Annotated in this window: 14 protein-coding genes; 9 read left to right on the forward strand and 5 right to left on the reverse strand. The window is 66.8% G+C overall.

The window, feature by feature from the left end; all coding sequences use genetic code 11:
• Positions 1 to 218 precede the first annotated feature (218 nt).
• Together CFB45_RS31065 and CFB45_RS31070 are read left to right on the forward strand one after the other, a co-directional pair.
• Positions 219 to 1,814: a thioredoxin family protein gene (locus tag CFB45_RS31065; RefSeq protein WP_089428824.1), complete on the forward strand. Its 1,596-nt coding sequence runs from the start codon at positions 219 to 221 to the stop codon at positions 1,812 to 1,814.
• A 73-nt stretch (positions 1,815 to 1,887) separates the two neighbouring features.
• Positions 1,888 to 2,253 carry a 5-carboxymethyl-2-hydroxymuconate Delta-isomerase gene (locus CFB45_RS31070; RefSeq protein ID WP_046548726.1) on the forward strand — a complete coding sequence of 122 codons (366 nt, stop codon included), beginning with the start codon at positions 1,888 to 1,890 and terminating at the stop codon, positions 2,251 to 2,253.
• A gap of 77 nt (positions 2,254 to 2,330) precedes the next feature.
• On the opposite strand, the gene CFB45_RS31075 is transcribed toward CFB45_RS31070, so the two are convergent.
• Positions 2,331 to 2,594: a DUF4148 domain-containing protein gene (locus tag CFB45_RS31075; RefSeq protein ID WP_089428825.1), complete on the reverse strand. Its 264-nt coding sequence runs from the start codon at positions 2,592 to 2,594 to the stop codon at positions 2,331 to 2,333.
• A 245-nt stretch (positions 2,595 to 2,839) separates the two neighbouring features.
• The gene (locus tag CFB45_RS31080; RefSeq protein WP_089428826.1) at positions 2,840 to 4,243 is read right to left on the reverse strand and encodes a GntP family permease; all 1,404 of its coding nucleotides are present in this window, start codon (positions 4,241 to 4,243) and stop codon (positions 2,840 to 2,842) included.
• Positions 4,244 to 4,558: 315 nt separating this feature from the next.
• On the opposite strand from CFB45_RS31080, the gene CFB45_RS31085 reads away from it, so the two are divergent.
• The 5 genes from CFB45_RS31085 to CFB45_RS31105 all read left to right on the forward strand — a co-directional run bounded on the left by CFB45_RS31085 (position 4,559) and on the right by CFB45_RS31105 (position 10,317).
• Positions 4,559 to 6,037 carry a sigma-54 interaction domain-containing protein gene (locus CFB45_RS31085; protein WP_089428827.1) on the forward strand — a complete coding sequence of 493 codons (1,479 nt, stop codon included), beginning with the start codon at positions 4,559 to 4,561 and terminating at the stop codon, positions 6,035 to 6,037.
• Between the two features lie 54 nt (positions 6,038 to 6,091).
• Positions 6,092 to 6,619, forward strand: coding sequence for a BON domain-containing protein (locus tag CFB45_RS31090; RefSeq protein WP_089428828.1), 528 nt, complete (start codon positions 6,092 to 6,094; stop codon positions 6,617 to 6,619).
• A gap of 61 nt (positions 6,620 to 6,680) precedes the next feature.
• The gene (locus tag CFB45_RS31095) at positions 6,681 to 6,953 is read left to right on the forward strand and encodes a hypothetical protein (RefSeq protein ID WP_089428829.1); all 273 of its coding nucleotides are present in this window, start codon (positions 6,681 to 6,683) and stop codon (positions 6,951 to 6,953) included.
• A gap of 103 nt (positions 6,954 to 7,056) precedes the next feature.
• Complete coding sequence (locus CFB45_RS31100) at positions 7,057 to 7,356, forward strand: H-NS histone family protein (RefSeq protein WP_089428830.1); 300 nt, start codon at positions 7,057 to 7,059, stop codon at positions 7,354 to 7,356.
• Positions 7,357 to 7,959: 603 nt separating this feature from the next.
• Positions 7,960 to 10,317 carry a GNAT family N-acetyltransferase gene (locus tag CFB45_RS31105; protein ID WP_089428831.1) on the forward strand — a complete coding sequence of 786 codons (2,358 nt, stop codon included), beginning with the start codon at positions 7,960 to 7,962 and terminating at the stop codon, positions 10,315 to 10,317.
• A 688-nt stretch (positions 10,318 to 11,005) separates the two neighbouring features.
• Here the strand turns inward: CFB45_RS31105 and CFB45_RS31110 are convergent.
• Together CFB45_RS31110 and CFB45_RS31115 are read right to left on the reverse strand one after the other, a co-directional pair.
• Entirely contained in the window at positions 11,006 to 11,557 is a 552-nt protein-coding gene (locus CFB45_RS31110) for a hypothetical protein (protein WP_089428832.1), read from the reverse strand.
• 173 nt (positions 11,558 to 11,730) lie between these two features.
• Positions 11,731 to 12,552, reverse strand: coding sequence for an IclR family transcriptional regulator (locus CFB45_RS31115; RefSeq protein ID WP_089428833.1), 822 nt, complete (start codon positions 12,550 to 12,552; stop codon positions 11,731 to 11,733).
• A 665-nt stretch (positions 12,553 to 13,217) separates the two neighbouring features.
• Here CFB45_RS31115 and CFB45_RS31125 point away from each other — a divergent pair.
• Positions 13,218 to 14,066, forward strand: a complete 849-nt coding sequence (locus CFB45_RS31125; protein ID WP_089428834.1) for an ureidoglycolate lyase — start codon at positions 13,218 to 13,220, stop codon at positions 14,064 to 14,066.
• A gap of 109 nt (positions 14,067 to 14,175) precedes the next feature.
• Here the strand turns inward: CFB45_RS31125 and CFB45_RS31130 are convergent, their stop codons facing one another.
• A complete protein-coding gene (locus CFB45_RS31130) occupies positions 14,176 to 14,559 on the reverse strand; it encodes a VOC family protein (RefSeq protein ID WP_089428835.1) in 384 nt (127 codons plus the stop codon).
• A 276-nt stretch (positions 14,560 to 14,835) separates the two neighbouring features.
• Between CFB45_RS31130 and CFB45_RS31135 the strand changes: the two genes are divergently transcribed.
• Positions 14,836 to 15,456: a CGNR zinc finger domain-containing protein gene (locus tag CFB45_RS31135; RefSeq protein WP_256978434.1), complete on the forward strand. Its 621-nt coding sequence runs from the start codon at positions 14,836 to 14,838 to the stop codon at positions 15,454 to 15,456.
• Positions 15,457 to 15,459: the final 3 nt, after the last annotated feature.

Below are 15,459 nucleotides of genomic sequence, written 5' to 3' on the forward strand. Positions count from 1 at the left end.
ATTCATTCGAGAATTCGTTCGTTTTCTGCCGGCTGTGCCCGTCGTATCGTCGAAGGATTTGCCGGTCGCCTCGGCCGGCGTGCGTTTTTCCGAAACGATCATGCGCGGCGTTGCACGTCGGCAAGCTTCATCGTCATCGCTTCATGGCTGTGACTTCCCAGCCATCGCTTCGCGCGCCGCACCTTCCCGCAACCGTCTCTTTCAACGGACCCGCTTCGATGAAAACTGCTCTCCGGAATCTGACTGCCGCCTGCCTGCTCGCCGCCGCGGGTGCGGCGCTTGCCGCTGCCACGCCCACGGGCGCTCCGGCGGCGAGCGCCGCGCCTGATGGCGCGCACCTGCCGCCCGGCATTGCGTGGCAGCACGGCGACGTCGACGCCGCCTTCGCGCTGGCGAAGCGCACCGGCAAGCCGCTGCTGCTCTACTGGGGCGCGGTGTGGTGCCCGTCGTGCAACCAGGTGAAGTCCACGATCTTCAGCCAGCAGGCATTCAAGACCCGCTCGTCGTTCTTCGTGCCCGTATATCTCGACGGCGATACCGAAAGCGCGCAGAAGCTCGGCGAGCGTTTCAAGGTGCACGGCTACCCGACGATGATCCTGTTCCGTCCCGACGGCACCGAAGTGACGCGGCTGCCGGGCGAAGCCGATCTCGATCGCTACATGCAGGCGCTGTCGCTCGGGATGACGGCTGCGCACCCGGTGCGTCAGACGCTCGCGACCGCGCTGAAGAATGGTGCGTCGCTGACGCCGGACGAATGGCGCCTGCTGGCCGACTATTCGTGGGATACCGACGGCGCGCTGCCAGTGGCGGCCGATCGCGTCGCCGAGACGCTGCAGTCGCTCGCGCAACGCGCACGCGCGGCCGGCGCGAAGGCCGAATCGGCGCGCTTTGCGCTGAAGTCGGCCGTGGTCGCCGCGTCCGACGATCCGGCGCAGGCCGGCGCGCTCGACAAGGCGGCGCTTGACGATTCGTTGCGCACGGTGCTGCAGGATCCTGTGTTGTCGCGCGCCGACTCGGACGTGCTGGTTGCGGCGCCCGCGCGCGTGGTCGCGTATCTCGGCGGCGACGACGCGCAGCGCGCGAAATTGCGCGGCGCGTATGACACGGCCCTCGCGCGCCTGTCGACCGATACCACGCTGTCGTCGATCGACCGGCTGATGGCGCTGCACGGCCGCGTGCTGCTCGCGCGCGGCGATGCACGCAAGGGGGCACCGCTGGCCGCGCCGGCGCTGGCCGACACGGCGCGCAAGCAGATCGCCGCGTCGGTGCAGGGCGCCGCGAATGCCTACGAGCGGCAGGCGCTCGTCAGCGAAGGGGCCGACACGCTGACCGACGCGGGGCTGTACGACGAGTCGGATGCCTTGCTGAAGACCGAGCTGACGCGTTCGTCCACGCCGTACTACTTCATGTCCGGGCTGGCTGCGAATGCGAAGGCGCGCGGCGACAAGGCCGCGGCGCTCGACTGGTACCGCAAGGCCTATGACGTGGCGAGCGGGCCGGCGACGAAGCTGCGCTGGGGCGCGACCTACTTTGCGAATGCGGTCCAACTGGCGCCGGACGATTCGGCGCGCATCGAAGGGATTGCCGCGAGCGTGCTCGCGCAGGCCGACAAGACGCGCGATGCGTTCTACGGCGCGAACCTGCGCGCGCTGACCAAGGTCGTCACGCAGTTGAACCAGTGGCGCGCCAGCGGTGCACACGATGCATCGGTCAAAGCGATCGCGAAGCAGTTCGACGGTATCTGTGGGAAACTGCCCGCCGGCGATCCGCAGGCAAGCGCCTGCGCGCGCCTGATCCAGCCGGTCAAGGCATAGATCCGGTGGCACTGCGTGGGCTGTCGGGATGCCTTCCGGCGCTTGTCCCGATACCCACGAGGCCACCGACACCATGCCCCACCTGACGCTCGAATATTCCGCGAACCTCGACGGGTTCGACGCCGGCGCGACCTTGCGCGCGCTCAATGCCGCGCTTGCCGCGTCCGGTCATTTCAACGAGCTCGACATCAAGAGCCGCGCGCTGCGGTTCGATACATTCGCGGTCGGCACGTCGCCGGCGCCGCGCGCGTTCGTCCACGCGAAGCTCGCGGTGCTGAGCGGCCGGACGACCGACGTCAAACGTGAATTTTCGGAGCAGGTGCTGGCGGAACTGAAGCGACACGTCGTTGCGCCGCCCGGCACGCACCTGCAGCTGAGCGCGGAAATACTCGAACTGGAACGCGAGTCCTACGCGAAAGCGAGCATCGAGCCGCGCTGAGCGGACGGTGCGGTGCGTGCGGCGCGAGCCGCGAACGTGGCGGTGATGCGCGCACGGCCGGCGGATTCGAAACCGGACTATTGGCCCGTGGAGTACGTGCCGCGATTGCCGTAGCCGGCGCCCGCGGCCCGCGGCGCACCCTGCTGCCGCGCGATCTTCGCCTCGGCGGCCTGAATGCTGGCCGGGTAGAACCAGTCGCTCGGCTGGAAGCCGGCCTTTCTCAGTGCAACCACTTCGGCATGAACTTCGGCGCGCGTGAGCGGCTGGCTGGTTTGCGCCTGCGCGGCGAGCGGCGCGGCGAAGACGGCGGCGAGGGCGATGGTGCGGATGAGCAGGTTCATGAGCGGATACCTCCAGGTTTTCGACGGTACCGATCGCATGCGGTCACCGTTGAAAGCAGTGTAGGCCTCGCCCGACGCGCGAAAAATGCCGCTGCGACCAACGTAGTGTTCTGCTGCGGATAACAATGCGTGAGCCGGCGAGCGCGCGTGGGCGGCGTGCGGCAAAAGGGGGGGGAGTGGAGGCGCGGCCGGCCGCATCGACGCGGCCGGCGGGCGGCGGCCCGGAGACGGGCCGCTGCGGGGTGTTACACGAGCCCTGTCGTGTAGTACACGGCGATCACGAAGAACACCGCGAGCGTCTTGATGATCGTGACCGCAAAGATGTCGCGATACGACTCGCGGTGCGTGAGGCCCGTGACCGCGAGCAGCGTGATCACCGCGCCGTTGTGCGGCAGCGTGTCCATGCCGCCGCTGGCCATCGCGACGACCCGGTGCAGCACGTCCAGCGGGATATTCGCGGCCTGCGCACCCTTGATGAACAGGTCCGACATTGCGGCGAGCGCGATGCTCATGCCGCCCGACGCCGAGCCCGTGATACCGGCGAGCGAGCTGACCGACACGGCCGCGTTGACGAGCGGGTTCGGAATGCTCTTCAGCGCATCGCTGACGACGAGGAAGCCCGGCAGCGCGGCGATCACGCCGCCGAAGCCGTATTCCGACGCGGTGTTCATCGCGGCGAGCAGCGCACCGGCGACGGCGGCCTTCGAACCGGCCGCGAAGCGCCCGCTCACGCGCTTGAATGCGGTCAGGACGACCAGCACGATGCCGAGCAGCAGCGCGGCCTCGACCGACCAGATCGCGACGACGGTCTTGATCGACGTCGTGACCGGCGCGTGCACGCCGGGCAGCACGTCCGGCGCGACCGTATACGACGCGGCACCGTACCACTGCGGAATCAGCTTCGTGAACGCGAAGTTCGACACGCCGACCAGGATCAGCGGCAGGATCGCGAGCGCGGGATGCGGCAGCGACGTGGTCTCGACACGCTCCGGCTCGTTGACGAGCGACGTGCCGTAGCCTTCGCCCTTCGCCATCGCCGAACGGCGGCGCCATTCGAGATACGTGAGGCCGACGACGATGATGAACAGCGAGCCGATCGTGCCGAGCACCGGCGCGGCCCAGGCGGTCGTCTTGAAGAACGTGGTCGGGATGATGTTCTGGATCTGCGGCGTGCCGGGCAGCGAATCCATCGTGAACGAGAACGCGCCGAGCGCGATCGCGCCGGGCATCAGCCGTTTCGGGATGTTGCTCTGGCGATAGAGTTCGGCCGCGAACGGATAGACCGCGAACACCACGACGAACAGCGATACGCCGCCATAGGTGAGCAGCGCGCACACCGCGACGATCACCGCATTCGCGCGTGAGCGGCCGATGTAGCGGATCGCCGCATGGACGATCGACTCGGAGAACCCGGAGAGTTCGATCACCTTGCCGAACACTGCGCCGAGCATGAACACCGGGAAATACAGTTTGACGAAGCCGACCATCTTCTCCATGAAGATGCCGGAGAAGACCGGCGCGACGGCGGCGGGTTCGGTCAGGAGCACCGCGCCGAGCGCGGCGATCGGCGCGAACAGGATCACGCTGTAGCCGCGATACGCGGCGAACATCAGGAACGCCAGCGCGGCGAGGACGATCACGAAAGACAAGGGAGTCTCCTAATGGCTTTGGTTGTTGTTCGATCGCGGGACGCGCCGCGGACCGGCTCAGGTTCGTGCAGGTTTCGTGCCATCGGCCGGATTGCGCCGCCGGACATGGGTCCGCCGGAGACCGGCGGGCCCGCGCCGGTCGTTGTCTGAGGATTCTACATAAAACGTCTCCATCCGGAGACGAAATGGCCGTCCGGCCAGCCCGTGGAATCGGGCAGGCTTTCCTGGGCAACGTGTTGCGGCGTGTCTCCAGAGTGAGATAATCCGTCTCGTTCCGGAGACAGCCGGCCCAAAATACACGGAGACGACGACACGATGATGAATGACTGGGCCCGCCTGCCCGTCAACTACGGCGACGTGCTGCGGCGCGCCGCCGAGTCGCTGTTCCGGACCTTCGAGGATTCGAGCGCGGGCACGGTGGTCGTCGACCGCGATGCGCGTGTGGTGTGGATGAACGAGCGGTACGCGGCGCGCTTCGGTTTCGCCGATCCGCAGCAGGCCGTCGGCCTCGACTGCGAGGCCGTGATCCCGAACAGCCTGATGCGCGAGGTCGTGTCGACCGGGCAGCCGATCCTGCTCGACATCATGGAGACGGGCCGCGAGCCGCTCGTCGTCACGCGCCTGCCGCTGAAGAACGAGGCCGGCGAGACGGTCGGCGCGATCGGCTTCGCGCTGTTCGACCAGTTGAAGACGCTCACGCCGATCTTTTCCCGCTACGCACAGCTGCAGCAGCAGCTGATCGCGACGCAGCGTTCGCTCGCGCAGGCGCGCCGCGCGAAATACACGTTCGCGAGCTTCGTCGGCACGAGCGCCGCGAGCCTCGAAACCAAGCGCCAGGCGCGCCGCGCCGCGCAGGTCGATTCGCCGGTGCTGCTGCTCGGCGAGACGGGCACCGGCAAGGAACTGCTTGCGCATGCGATTCACGCGGCGTCGGCGCGCGCGCTCCAGCCGCTCGTGACCGTCAACGTCGCTGCGATTCCCGACACGCTGCTCGAAACCGAGTTCTTCGGCGCGGCGCCCGGCGCATACACGGGCGCCGATCGCAAGGGGCGCATCGGCAAGTTCGAGCTGGCCGATCGCGGCACGCTGTTTCTCGACGAGATCGGCGACATGCCGCTGCCGCTGCAGGGCAAGCTGTTGCGCGTGCTGCAGGACAAGGAATTCGAGCCGGTCGGCTCGAACCGGATCGTGCGCGCCGACGTCCGGATCATCGCGGCGACGAGCGCCGACTTGCCGGCGCTGGTCGCGGCCGGGCGTTTTCGCGCGGATCTCTATTACCGGCTGAACGTGCTGACGATCCACGCGCCGCCGCTGCGCGAGCGCGCGTCCGACATCGCGGCGCTCGTCTACGCGACGCTCGAGGAGCTGGCCGCGCAGCACGGGCGCGCCGCCCATTGCGAGCTGACCGACGATGCGCTGCGGATGCTGTGCGCGTATCCGTGGCCGGGCAACGTGCGCGAGTTGCGCAACACGCTCGAACGCGCGTTGATGCTGTCGGACCGATCGGTGATCGATGCGCGCGCGCTCGCGCCGTTCCTTGGGCCGGTGCGCGTCTCGACGGACGGGGCCGCACCCGCGCAGCCGCTGGCCGTGGCACAGGTCGAACGGCGCGCGGGCGAGCAGCCTGCTGCGCCGGCCGCTTCGTATGCCGCCGCATTGGCGGCGTGGGAGCGCCAGTTCCTGACCGATGCGCTGGCGGCCTGCGACGGGAAGGTCGTGGAAGCGGCCGCGCGCATCGGGATCGGCCGCGCGACGCTGTACAAGAAGCTGGCGGCGCTGGGCATCGACCGGTAAGCCAGACGGCCAAGCCGGCGCGCTCGGACGTGAAGCATCGAACAGGAGATCACGATGAAACGGATCGGCATCGCAGGGTGGCTGACCATGTTGCTGGCGACCGCTGCGTTCGCGCAGTCCGGCGACACCGATGCGCCCGAGGCGCGGCGCAACTGGTACAACGATCCGTTCATCGCGCTGTCGCGGGACGTGGCCGAATGCCCGTTGCCGCTCGGCCCGTGGATGACCCGGGCCGAGATGACGGACGACGCGCATTACCGCGCCGAACGCGGCACCACCTGCTGGCTCGCGCATCGCTGCACGAAGCCGAATTCCTATATGTATGACGCACCGATCGCCGATGCCGTGAAGGCGCACTTCACCGGCTCCGATCGGCTGCATGGCACGAGCCTGTGGATCACCGTGCAGCGACGTTTCATTTACGTCGAAGGATGTGCGGACACGGCGTTCGATCAGCCGGCGTTGCAGCGCGAACTCGAGGCGCTTCCGGACGTCGAGCAGGTGTTCGTTCGCATCACCGACGATCCACGCAAGCGCTTGCCGTACAAGGCGCGCGGGCAACCCGGCCGTACGCCGAACTGACGGCCGAAGGGCCGCGCATGGCATACTCGCGACATTCAAAAAAAGGTTGACGGGAACCACAATGAAACACATGCTTGCGTCGGTCTGTCGGCGGCCTCGGGCGGCCGTTGTCTTGGCTCTGGTTGCAGGGCTCGGCGGGTGTGGCGGCAGCGCACCGCTGTTCACTTCGGACGGGCGTCCGACTACCCAGGTGCAATGCACCGGTAGCGACTGGAGCAATTGCACCGACAACGCGCGGGCGATCTGCAACGGCGATTTCGAAGTGATTCAGCAATCGAGAGATGACGCCACGCGAAATCTTCTCTTCGCGTGCAAGAAAAAGAGCGGTTATTGATCCCGAGATAACCGGCTGAGGAGACCACGATCGGGCGAAGCGTTTTTCTGTTGGCTGAGCGTCATCTATTTTTCACGAATAACACTCACGGAGTCCCATCCATATGGCGACCTACAGGCAACTGAGCGCGCAGCTCGAACGGCTTCAGCAAAAGATCGACAAGGAACGTGAAAAGGCGATTGCCGATGCGATTGCCGATATCCGCGCGAAAATCGAGGAATACGACATTACGCCGGAAGAGCTCGGGTTTCGTCCGGTAGGCGCGGCCGCTGGCGCAGCCAAGCCGAAGCGCGTGTCGCCGCCGAAATATTTGAACCCGAAGACGGGTGAAACCTGGAGTGGCCGCGGGCGCTCGCCGACCTGGCTCGGCAAGAATCGCGAGCGTTTCCTGATCAAGGACTGACTCCCGAAAAACCTCACCTTTCGCGTACTGACTGACGGTGCGAACGGCCATGCGACCGTCGCACCGTTTTGTTTTTGTGCATTTCCGGCGCGATTCCCGATGGCGTATTGAACTGCGACGCCGCGCAATTAACGGATCCCGTTTTGCGAATTCGCTGCGATTCGCCGGGATATCGCGGCGAATTCCGGTAAACAGCCGCGCAATTGCGCAGCGCATGCGCATTGGCCTGCGCCATTCTCGTGGTGCACGCATGCTGCGAATTCCGATCACCTTTCGCGTGTTGGCGCGTGGCGCCGGGCAATTCCCGAAGAGTCTCACCATGGCTCCTGTAAATCCTCACCTTTGACGAAGCGGACGCAGCGTCGCGCTGCACGCCTGCACCGTTTGCGCCGAGCGGATGTGCTCGGCCGGCGCGCGGCGATGGCTTCCGTACTGGTGTTGCAGGCCCATGATGCGAGCGTTGACGTGGGTCGAACAGTCGGCCGTTCGGCATATAGGCAGCCGCATGCGCTTCGCCTATGCTTGGGGTTCGCGTCGATCGGCGTATGGCCTGCCCGTGCCGCATGCCGATCGGGTCGTCTTTCGTTACCGCAGGGAGCCGATGTGACCGTTCGCCATCTCGATGCGTTGTTCCAGCCCAAGTCCGTTGCGGTCGTCGGCGCGTCGTCGCGCGCGGGCAGTATCGGCGCGATGGTGTGGTCGCGCGTGCTCGACGGTGGATTCGAGGGGCCCGTGTGGCCCGTCAATCCGAAGTATCGTGAGCTGCACGGGCATCCGGTCGTTGCCGATGTCGACCGGTTGCCCGCGCCGCCATCGGTGGCCGTGATCTGCACGCCGCCCGCGACCTGGGCCGGCATCGTGCGCAAGCTCGGCGAGCTCGGCACGCGCGTTGCGGTGATCGTCGGCGAGGCGCGCACCGATGCCGATCGCACCGCGCTCGATCGCACGCTGAAGGCGGCGAAGCCGTTCGTGCTCCGTATCGTCGGGCCGGGCAGCCTCGGCGTGCTGTCGCCTGCACGGCACGCGCATTTCGGCGCGCCGGCCTACACGGCACGATCGGGCGGCGTCGCGTGGGTGTCGCAATCGAACGCGCTGACGAACGCGGTGCTCGGCTGGGCCGATGCACGGGGCCTCGGCTTTTCGCACGTCGTCGCGCTCGGCGGCGAGTCCGACGTCGATGCGGGCGACGTGCTCGATTATCTCGCGAGCGATCCCGGCACGCGCGCGATCCTGCTCGAACTCGATACCGTGCGCGCCGCGCGCAAGTTCATGTCGGCCGCGCGCGCGGCCGCACGCAACAAGCCGGTGCTCGCATTGCGCACCGGCCGCGCCGATCCCGGCGACGCGCTCTATACGGCGGCGTTCCAGCGCGCGGGGATGGTGCGGGTGGATGCGCTCGACGATCTGCTCGACGAGATCGAGACGCTCGGCGTCGGCCGCGTCACGGCGCGCGGCGCGGCCACGCTCGTGACGAGCGACGCGGGTGTCGCGAAACTCGCGGTCGATGCGGTGGCCGAGGTGCGCGATGTGCTGACCGACTGGTCGCCCGCGGCCACGTCGGCGGTGTCGGCGGCGCTGCCGCATCTTGCATCGCCCGGCAATCCGCTGACGCTGGGCGACGATGCGCGCCCCGAGCATTTCGCCGCGGCGGTCAAGGCGCTCGCACCGTTCCCGCAAACGGGCACGCTGTTCGTCGTCCATTCGACTTCCCACAGCGCGCCGGCCGACGCGGTTGCGCACACGCTGATCGAATCACGGCAGTACGCGCATCGCGGCATCCTCGCGTGTTTCTTCGGCGCGGTCGACGCGGCGACGCGCGATGCGCTGCACGCGAACGGCATTCCGGTGCACACCACGCCGCAGCGGCTCGCGCGCGCGTATGCGCGTCTCGTCGACTACAACCTCGGGCGGCAACTGCTGATGCAAACGCCCGAGGGTACGCCGCTGCAGCCGGCCGAGTGCGTGGCATCCGCGCAGGCCGACGCGCGCCGGATGGTCGAAGCCGGCCAGCATGAACTGACCGGCGAAGCCGCGCTGCGCTGGCTGTCTCATTTTGGCCTGCAGGGCGAGCCTGCCGTCGAGCCGGCCGGAAAGAAAGTCGTCGATGTCACCGTCGACATGTACGACGATTCGAACTTCGGCCCAGTGTTTCGCTATGCCGTGCCGCCCGCGGACGGCGTATCGGCGCCGTTCGTCGTCTATGGCCTGCCACCGCTGAACACCGTGCTTGCCCGCGCGGTGATGGAGCGTTCGCCGTATGCACGCAGCACACCCATCGAGCCGACGCTCGACGCGTTGACGGCGCTGTCGCAGGTCGTCTGCGACGTGCGTGAAGTCGTTGCGATGTCGGTCACGCTGCGCGTGCTGTCCGACCGCGCGCACGTGATCGCGCCGCGCATCACGCTGGCAGCGGGGCGCAGCCGGCTCGCGATCATGCCGTATCCACGCCACCTCGAGCAGACGCTCGAGTGGCGCGGCGAGACGGTGACGATCCGCCCGATCCGTCCGGAAGACGAGGCCGCGCACAACGAACTGCTCGGCGCGATGACGCCGGAGGATCTGCGGATGCGTTTCTTCGGCGCGGTGCGCAGCTTCGATCATTCGCAGGTCGCGCGCATGACGCAGATCGATTACGACCGTGAGATGGCCTTCATCGTGTCGTTCACCGATGTGTCGGGGCGCGACCACACGCTCGCGGTGGTGCGCGCGGTGGCCGATCCCGACAACGAGACGGCGGAGTTCGCGATCGCGGTACGACCCGATCAGAAGGGCAAGGGGCTTGGCCGGCTGATGATGACCCGCATCATCGACTACGCGCGCTCGCGCGGAACCGCCTGGATGATCGGCGAGGCGCTGCGCGAGAACACGGCGATGATCTCGCTGGCGAAGGCGTGCGGGTTCGCGGTGTCGACGACGGAGGAGCCTGGCGTCGTGGGCTTCAGGATGAAGCTGCAGCCGTAGCGTCTGTCGGCGGCCCGACGCGCGGAGGCGTTGCATGCGGTGGATGTCTCCGGCCTCCCGGCATGTTCCGAATGTCCCCGGTCAGGAATGCAGAGCATTCGAGCCTGCGTCGCGAGCGAAGCAACCGCGAACGTGTCGGCGCCTGTTCGCACCGGAAATATCGACGCGCAAATGGCACCGATCCGGCACCGCGAGACGCGTACCGCTTGCCGCGATATTCGCTCCGCAGCGCTGTTTCAGGCAAGGTGTCCGCACGCATTTACCGTCGCATTCCACCTTCGAAAATTCGAACTTGCCCAAAAGGTGAGATTTTTCGGGAGCTGTCGGTGAGCTTCTCCGGGAAGGTTGGGGTGAGTCGATACGGGAGCGCTTGGTGAGCCGATACAGGAGCACTCGGTGAGCCTTCCCGGGAATGGCCGGTGAGCACCTGCGGGAGCCGCCGGTGAGCCTTTCCGGGGCGCATGGGTGAGGATCTGCGGGAAGTGTCGGTGAGGACATCCGGGACGCTTGGGTGAGGGTCTCCAGGAGCCTGGGTGAGCTTTTTCGGGAGGGTTGGGTGAGCGCTTGCGGGACGCAAAGGTGAGGCTTTTCGGGAGCGTCCGGATGCACGTCTCCCGCAAGCGCAACGCCGGCCTGGGCCGGCGTCATGCGGGGTGCGGGCACGCATGAACCGTGCCCGTGGCTACATTCAGGCAGCGAGTTTCGACGCCGCGTCGTTTACCTGGTCGCGCGAAATCGCCAGTTCCTCGAGGTGCGGATGGGCATAGACGGCGCCGGTTTCGCGCTCGAGGCGGGCGATCGTCAGCGCACAGCGCGCGGTGTCCTTCGGCATTGCGATGAAGCGCTTGACCGATTCGCCGGACGTGAATGCTTCGAACAGCGCGCCGCGCACGTCGTCCGGAAGCGTCTTGGTCCACTGGTACGGCTTGCCGTTGAACGTGATCGACGGCGGCAGCGTGCGTTCCTTCTTGGTCGCCGTGATGAGCCCGTAGGTGCGGGCCGCGTCGCCGATCTGCTCGGGCGAGAAGAGTTCGTCGGGCGTGATGTCGAACTGCTCGATGTAGCTCTCGATCGCCTGCATTGCAGCGGTACGATCGTCGCGCTTCTTCTGCGCGCGCGCGACGATATCGCGCAGCTCGTCCGCCTCTTCGGGCGTGATCGTGAAGCTTGCCTGCTTCTGCTGAAGTTCGGAGAAACGCTGGAATTCTTGATCGTTCAGAAGTTTGGCCATGACATCCATCGGACACGACGGCCGCGACAACCGGCCGCCGTAGTTTTTGAGAGGGCCGCTATTTTAGCGTAGCGCCGTGGGCGCACGATATGGCACCGTGCATCGCGCTCCGCAGAGGGGTTGCGCGCGACCGGGGGCAACGCGATAGCGCCGCCCCCGGTGCGCTCCGCCGAGCCCGCGCGTCAGCAGGTCTCGTCGCGGCACATCGACAGATGGGCGGCTGTCTCGCGCACCCCTTCGACGACCGTGTCGACGGACGGCGCCATATGCGCATCGATCCGGCGCATGTACGGGCAGGTGAGCACCGCGATCGCATGGCCGGACGGCCCGAGGATCGGTGCGGTCAGGTCGGTCACGCCGTACGCCTGGCGGCTGTCCTCGCGCAGGTAGCCGTCCTGCCGGATGGACTGGCACGCATACGCGAGTTCCTGCTCGTTCAATGGCGCTTCGCCCTTGACCTTGCGGTGCTCGGCGAGCATGTGCGCGCGCTGCTCGGCACCCTGGAACGCCAGCATCACGCGCCCCGATGCCGTATCGACGAGCCCGACACGCGAGCCGAGCCGGACCGACACGCCCCACGGGCCGGGCCCGTCGACCTGCGCGATCACGAGCAGGTTGCCGCGATCGTAGACGGACAGGTGACACGATTGCTCGGAGGCATCGGCGAAACGCTGCATCGGCGGCAACGCCTCGGCGATCAGCCGGCTCATCGGCGGATGGCGGTGCGCGAGCGAGAACAGCTTGAGGCTGAGCGTGTAGCGGTCGCCGCCGGTCGAGCGCATCACGTAGCGGCGCGCGACGAGGCGTTCGAGCATCCGGTAGATCTCGCTCGCGTTGCGGCCGAGTTCCTTCGTGATTTCGGTGCGGGTGAGGCCTTCTTTCTGCTCCGACAGGAGTTCGAGAATGTCGAGACCCTTGTCGAGCGCGGGTGCGCGATAGCGGTCGATTGCGCCCATCGATTCCCGTGCGTCGCAGCCGGGAAGCAGGTCGTTGGTTGTTTGCATTGTCGGTGTGAAGTTGGGGGATTACTTTCGATCGATTGGCGACGCACGCTGACCGATTCTGCAACACACTTGTGTCGAGCCCGCGTGTGGCGACGAACGCCATCCGTTTGAGCTTAACAACAAACATTTAGTGTGCAATGCAGCGTCTTTTTACGGATCGTTACCGGACAAGAACGGATCGATTCCCGTTCGGGATGACAGGGAAGCCCCGAATACCCGGTATTCATGACAGGTGGCACCGGTTCAAGGTAATCGAAAGGAAATCGGGCGGGGGCGCTGCCCGCGATGCTGCGCCGCAGCGCCGGCGGGGCGCACCAATAGTCGGTATCCGTCGCGCGTCATTTCACGGCGCGCGGCCGATGGTACAAAGGCTGGCGGGCCAGCGACGGTGCGGCCGCGCGTGAAGCCGGCCGGTATGGGCCGGACCATGTCGCGGGTGCCGGGCCGTCGTCGCCGATGCGCAGACCGGCGGCCGCCCGTTCGATGCGCGCCATACTTCCGTGCGGCGCCGCGATCGCTGCGCCCGCGCGAGCCTCGCGCGTCGACGGCATGCCGGATGCGGCGTCGACGCGCGCAATCGACGATCGACAATCAGTCCGGCGCGCGGCCGCGAATGGCCGCGTCGGCCGGAATCCTGTCCCATTCGACAACAGAGGTTGACCACGATGAAACTGCTTCGCTATGGCCCGTCCGGCCAGGAAAAGCCCGGGATGCTCGACGCGGACGGCCGGATTCGCGACCTGTCCGCGCAGGTGCCGGACCTGTCCGGCGATGTACTGTCCGACGCGGGTCTCGCGCGGCTGCGCGCGATCGATCCGGCCACGCTGCCGCTGGTGTCGGGCGAGCCGCGCATCGGCGCGTGCGTCGGGCAGGTCGGCAAGTTCATCGGCATCGGCCTGAACTACGCCGATCACGCGGTCGAAGCCGGCATGCCGGTGCCGAAGGAGCCGGTCGTGTTCGGCAAGTGGACGAGCTCGATCTGCGGCCCGAACGACGGCATCGATATCCCGAAGGGCTCGGTCAAGACCGACTGGGAAGTCGAGCTGGGCGTCGTGATCGGCGCGACCTGCAAGGACGTCGACGAAGCGCGCGCGCTCGATTACGTCGCGGGCTACTGCGTCGTCAACGACGTGTCCGAGCGCGAATGGCAGATCGAACGCGGCGGCCAGTGGGACAAGGGCAAGGGTTTCGACACGTTCGGCCCGATCGGTCCGTGGCTCGTCACGCGCGACGAGGTGCCCGATCCGCAGCGTCTCGACCTGTGGCTCGAAATCGACGGCCACCGTTATCAGAACGGCAACACACGCACGATGGTGTTCACCGTCGCGCAGCTGATTGCCTATCTGTCGAGCTGCATGACGCTGCAGCCGGGTGACGTGATCACGACCGGCACGCCGCCGGGCGTCGGCATGGGCATCAAGCCGTCGCCGGTGTTCCTGAAGGCCGGCCAGACGGTACGCCTCGGTGTCGAAGGACTCGGCGAGCAACTGCAGCACACGCGCGACGCGCGATAGCCGCGCACCCGGCGATTCCGTCGAACGACCGCTACCGGCAGTTCAATAGCAAGGGCCCGATTCCGCATTGCGCGAAATCGGGCCCTTGTCTTTGGTGACGCGAGCGCGATTACACGATGTTGTCGAGTTCGCAATGCGCTTCCAGCCGATACCCGTCGGGATCCACGACGAACGCTGCGTAGTAGCCCGGGCCGTAGTGTTCGCGCTTGCCGGGCCCGCCGTTGTCCTGGCCGCCGTGCTCGAGTGCGGCACGGTAGAACGCGTCGACTTCGACGGGCGAAGCGGCCTTGAACGACAGGTGCATCCCCGAGTCGGGATCAGGGGCGACGGGGCGAGGTGCATATTGCAACCACAGCTGTGGCTCGGTTGCGCCGTACCCGATGGATTCGTCGTCGGTATGCAGCCGTTTGTAGCCGAGCGCGCCGAGCGTGCTGTCGTAGAAGGCTCGGCTGCGGCCGACGTGTGCAACGCCGAACGAAAGGTGATCGATCATGTGTGGCTCCTTGGACTGAAGCGGAACGGTAGTGCGGCAAGCCTGCTTATAACCACCATGCCAGCCGCTTGTAGCGGAGTGTGCCGAGTGTGCTGTCGTAGAACGCGCGGCTGCGGTTGTTGTGGATAACGCCGGACAAAAGACGATCGATCATCTGTGGCTCCTTGGACTGAGGCGGGTGTCAGTGCAGCAAACCTTTTATAACTACCATGCCGGTTATGTTAGGAAGCGCTCGCGGGCTTGTCAACCGGCATGGCGGTTAGATACGATCCGGGCATGAGCGATACGCAACCTTCCGTCACGATGGACTGCCTGATTCCGGCGCCGCCCGAAACCCTGAGCATCGATTTCGCGAACACGCTGTACTGGCGCGGCAGCGATCCGCCGACGGAAACCTTCGGCACGATGGACGACCTGCTGGCGTGGTGTCGCGACCAGGCTGGCGTGCCGTCCAGCTTGGTGGAAGCGTGTCGGGCGCACGGCGAAGAGGCGAGTGAGCCGGCGATGCTCGCGCATGCGCTCGCGTTGCGCGAGGCGCTGTATCGGCTCTTTCTTGCGCAGGCCGAACAGCGCGAGCCGCAGGCGGACGATCTCGCGCTGCTCGGCGGCTTCCTGGCGGAAGCGGCGCCGCGTGTTGCGCTGGCACGGATCGATGGCGGTTACACGTGGCGGATCGGGGAGGCGCGTGCGACGCTGGCCTGGCTGCTGAGCCCGGTATTGTGGTCGGCGATCGACCTGCTCGGCGGCGCGCGGCTCGCGAAGGTCAAGCGTTGCGCGAACGACGCCTGCCAGTGGCTGTTCATCGACGACAGCAAGAACGGCAGCCGCCGCTGGTGTTCGATGTCGTCGTGCGGCAATCGCGCGAAGGCGTACCGCCACTATCACAAGGCCGACTGACGG

It is taken from the genome of Burkholderia sp. HI2500 (genome assembly GCF_002223055.1).
Lineage (GTDB): Bacteria > Pseudomonadota > Gammaproteobacteria > Burkholderiales > Burkholderiaceae > Burkholderia.

Bases quoted from the DNA above. Each gene is read 5' to 3' on its own strand.
- CFB45_RS31130 (WP_089428835.1), bottom strand. From the start codon at position 14,559: ATGATCGATCACCTTTCGTTCGGCGTTGCACACGTCGGCCGCAGCCGA.
- CFB45_RS31070 (WP_046548726.1), top strand. From the start codon at position 1,888: ATGCCCCACCTGACGCTCGAATATTCCGCGAACCTCGACGGGTTCGAC.
- CFB45_RS31095 (WP_089428829.1), top strand. From the start codon at position 6,681: ATGAAACACATGCTTGCGTCGGTCTGTCGGCGGCCTCGGGCGGCCGTT.
- CFB45_RS31135 (WP_256978434.1), top strand. From the start codon at position 14,836: ATGAGCGATACGCAACCTTCCGTCACGATGGACTGCCTGATTCCGGCG.
- CFB45_RS31110 (WP_089428832.1), bottom strand. From the start codon at position 11,557: ATGGATGTCATGGCCAAACTTCTGAACGATCAAGAATTCCAGCGTTTC.
- CFB45_RS31100 (WP_089428830.1), top strand. From the start codon at position 7,057: ATGGCGACCTACAGGCAACTGAGCGCGCAGCTCGAACGGCTTCAGCAA.
- CFB45_RS31085 (WP_089428827.1), top strand. From the start codon at position 4,559: ATGATGAATGACTGGGCCCGCCTGCCCGTCAACTACGGCGACGTGCTG.
- CFB45_RS31065 (WP_089428824.1), top strand. From the start codon at position 219: ATGAAAACTGCTCTCCGGAATCTGACTGCCGCCTGCCTGCTCGCCGCC.
- CFB45_RS31075 (WP_089428825.1), bottom strand. From the start codon at position 2,594: ATGAACCTGCTCATCCGCACCATCGCCCTCGCCGCCGTCTTCGCCGCG.
- CFB45_RS31090 (WP_089428828.1), top strand. From the start codon at position 6,092: ATGAAACGGATCGGCATCGCAGGGTGGCTGACCATGTTGCTGGCGACC.
- CFB45_RS31125 (WP_089428834.1), top strand. From the start codon at position 13,218: ATGAAACTGCTTCGCTATGGCCCGTCCGGCCAGGAAAAGCCCGGGATG.
- CFB45_RS31115 (WP_089428833.1), bottom strand. From the start codon at position 12,552: ATGCAAACAACCAACGACCTGCTTCCCGGCTGCGACGCACGGGAATCG.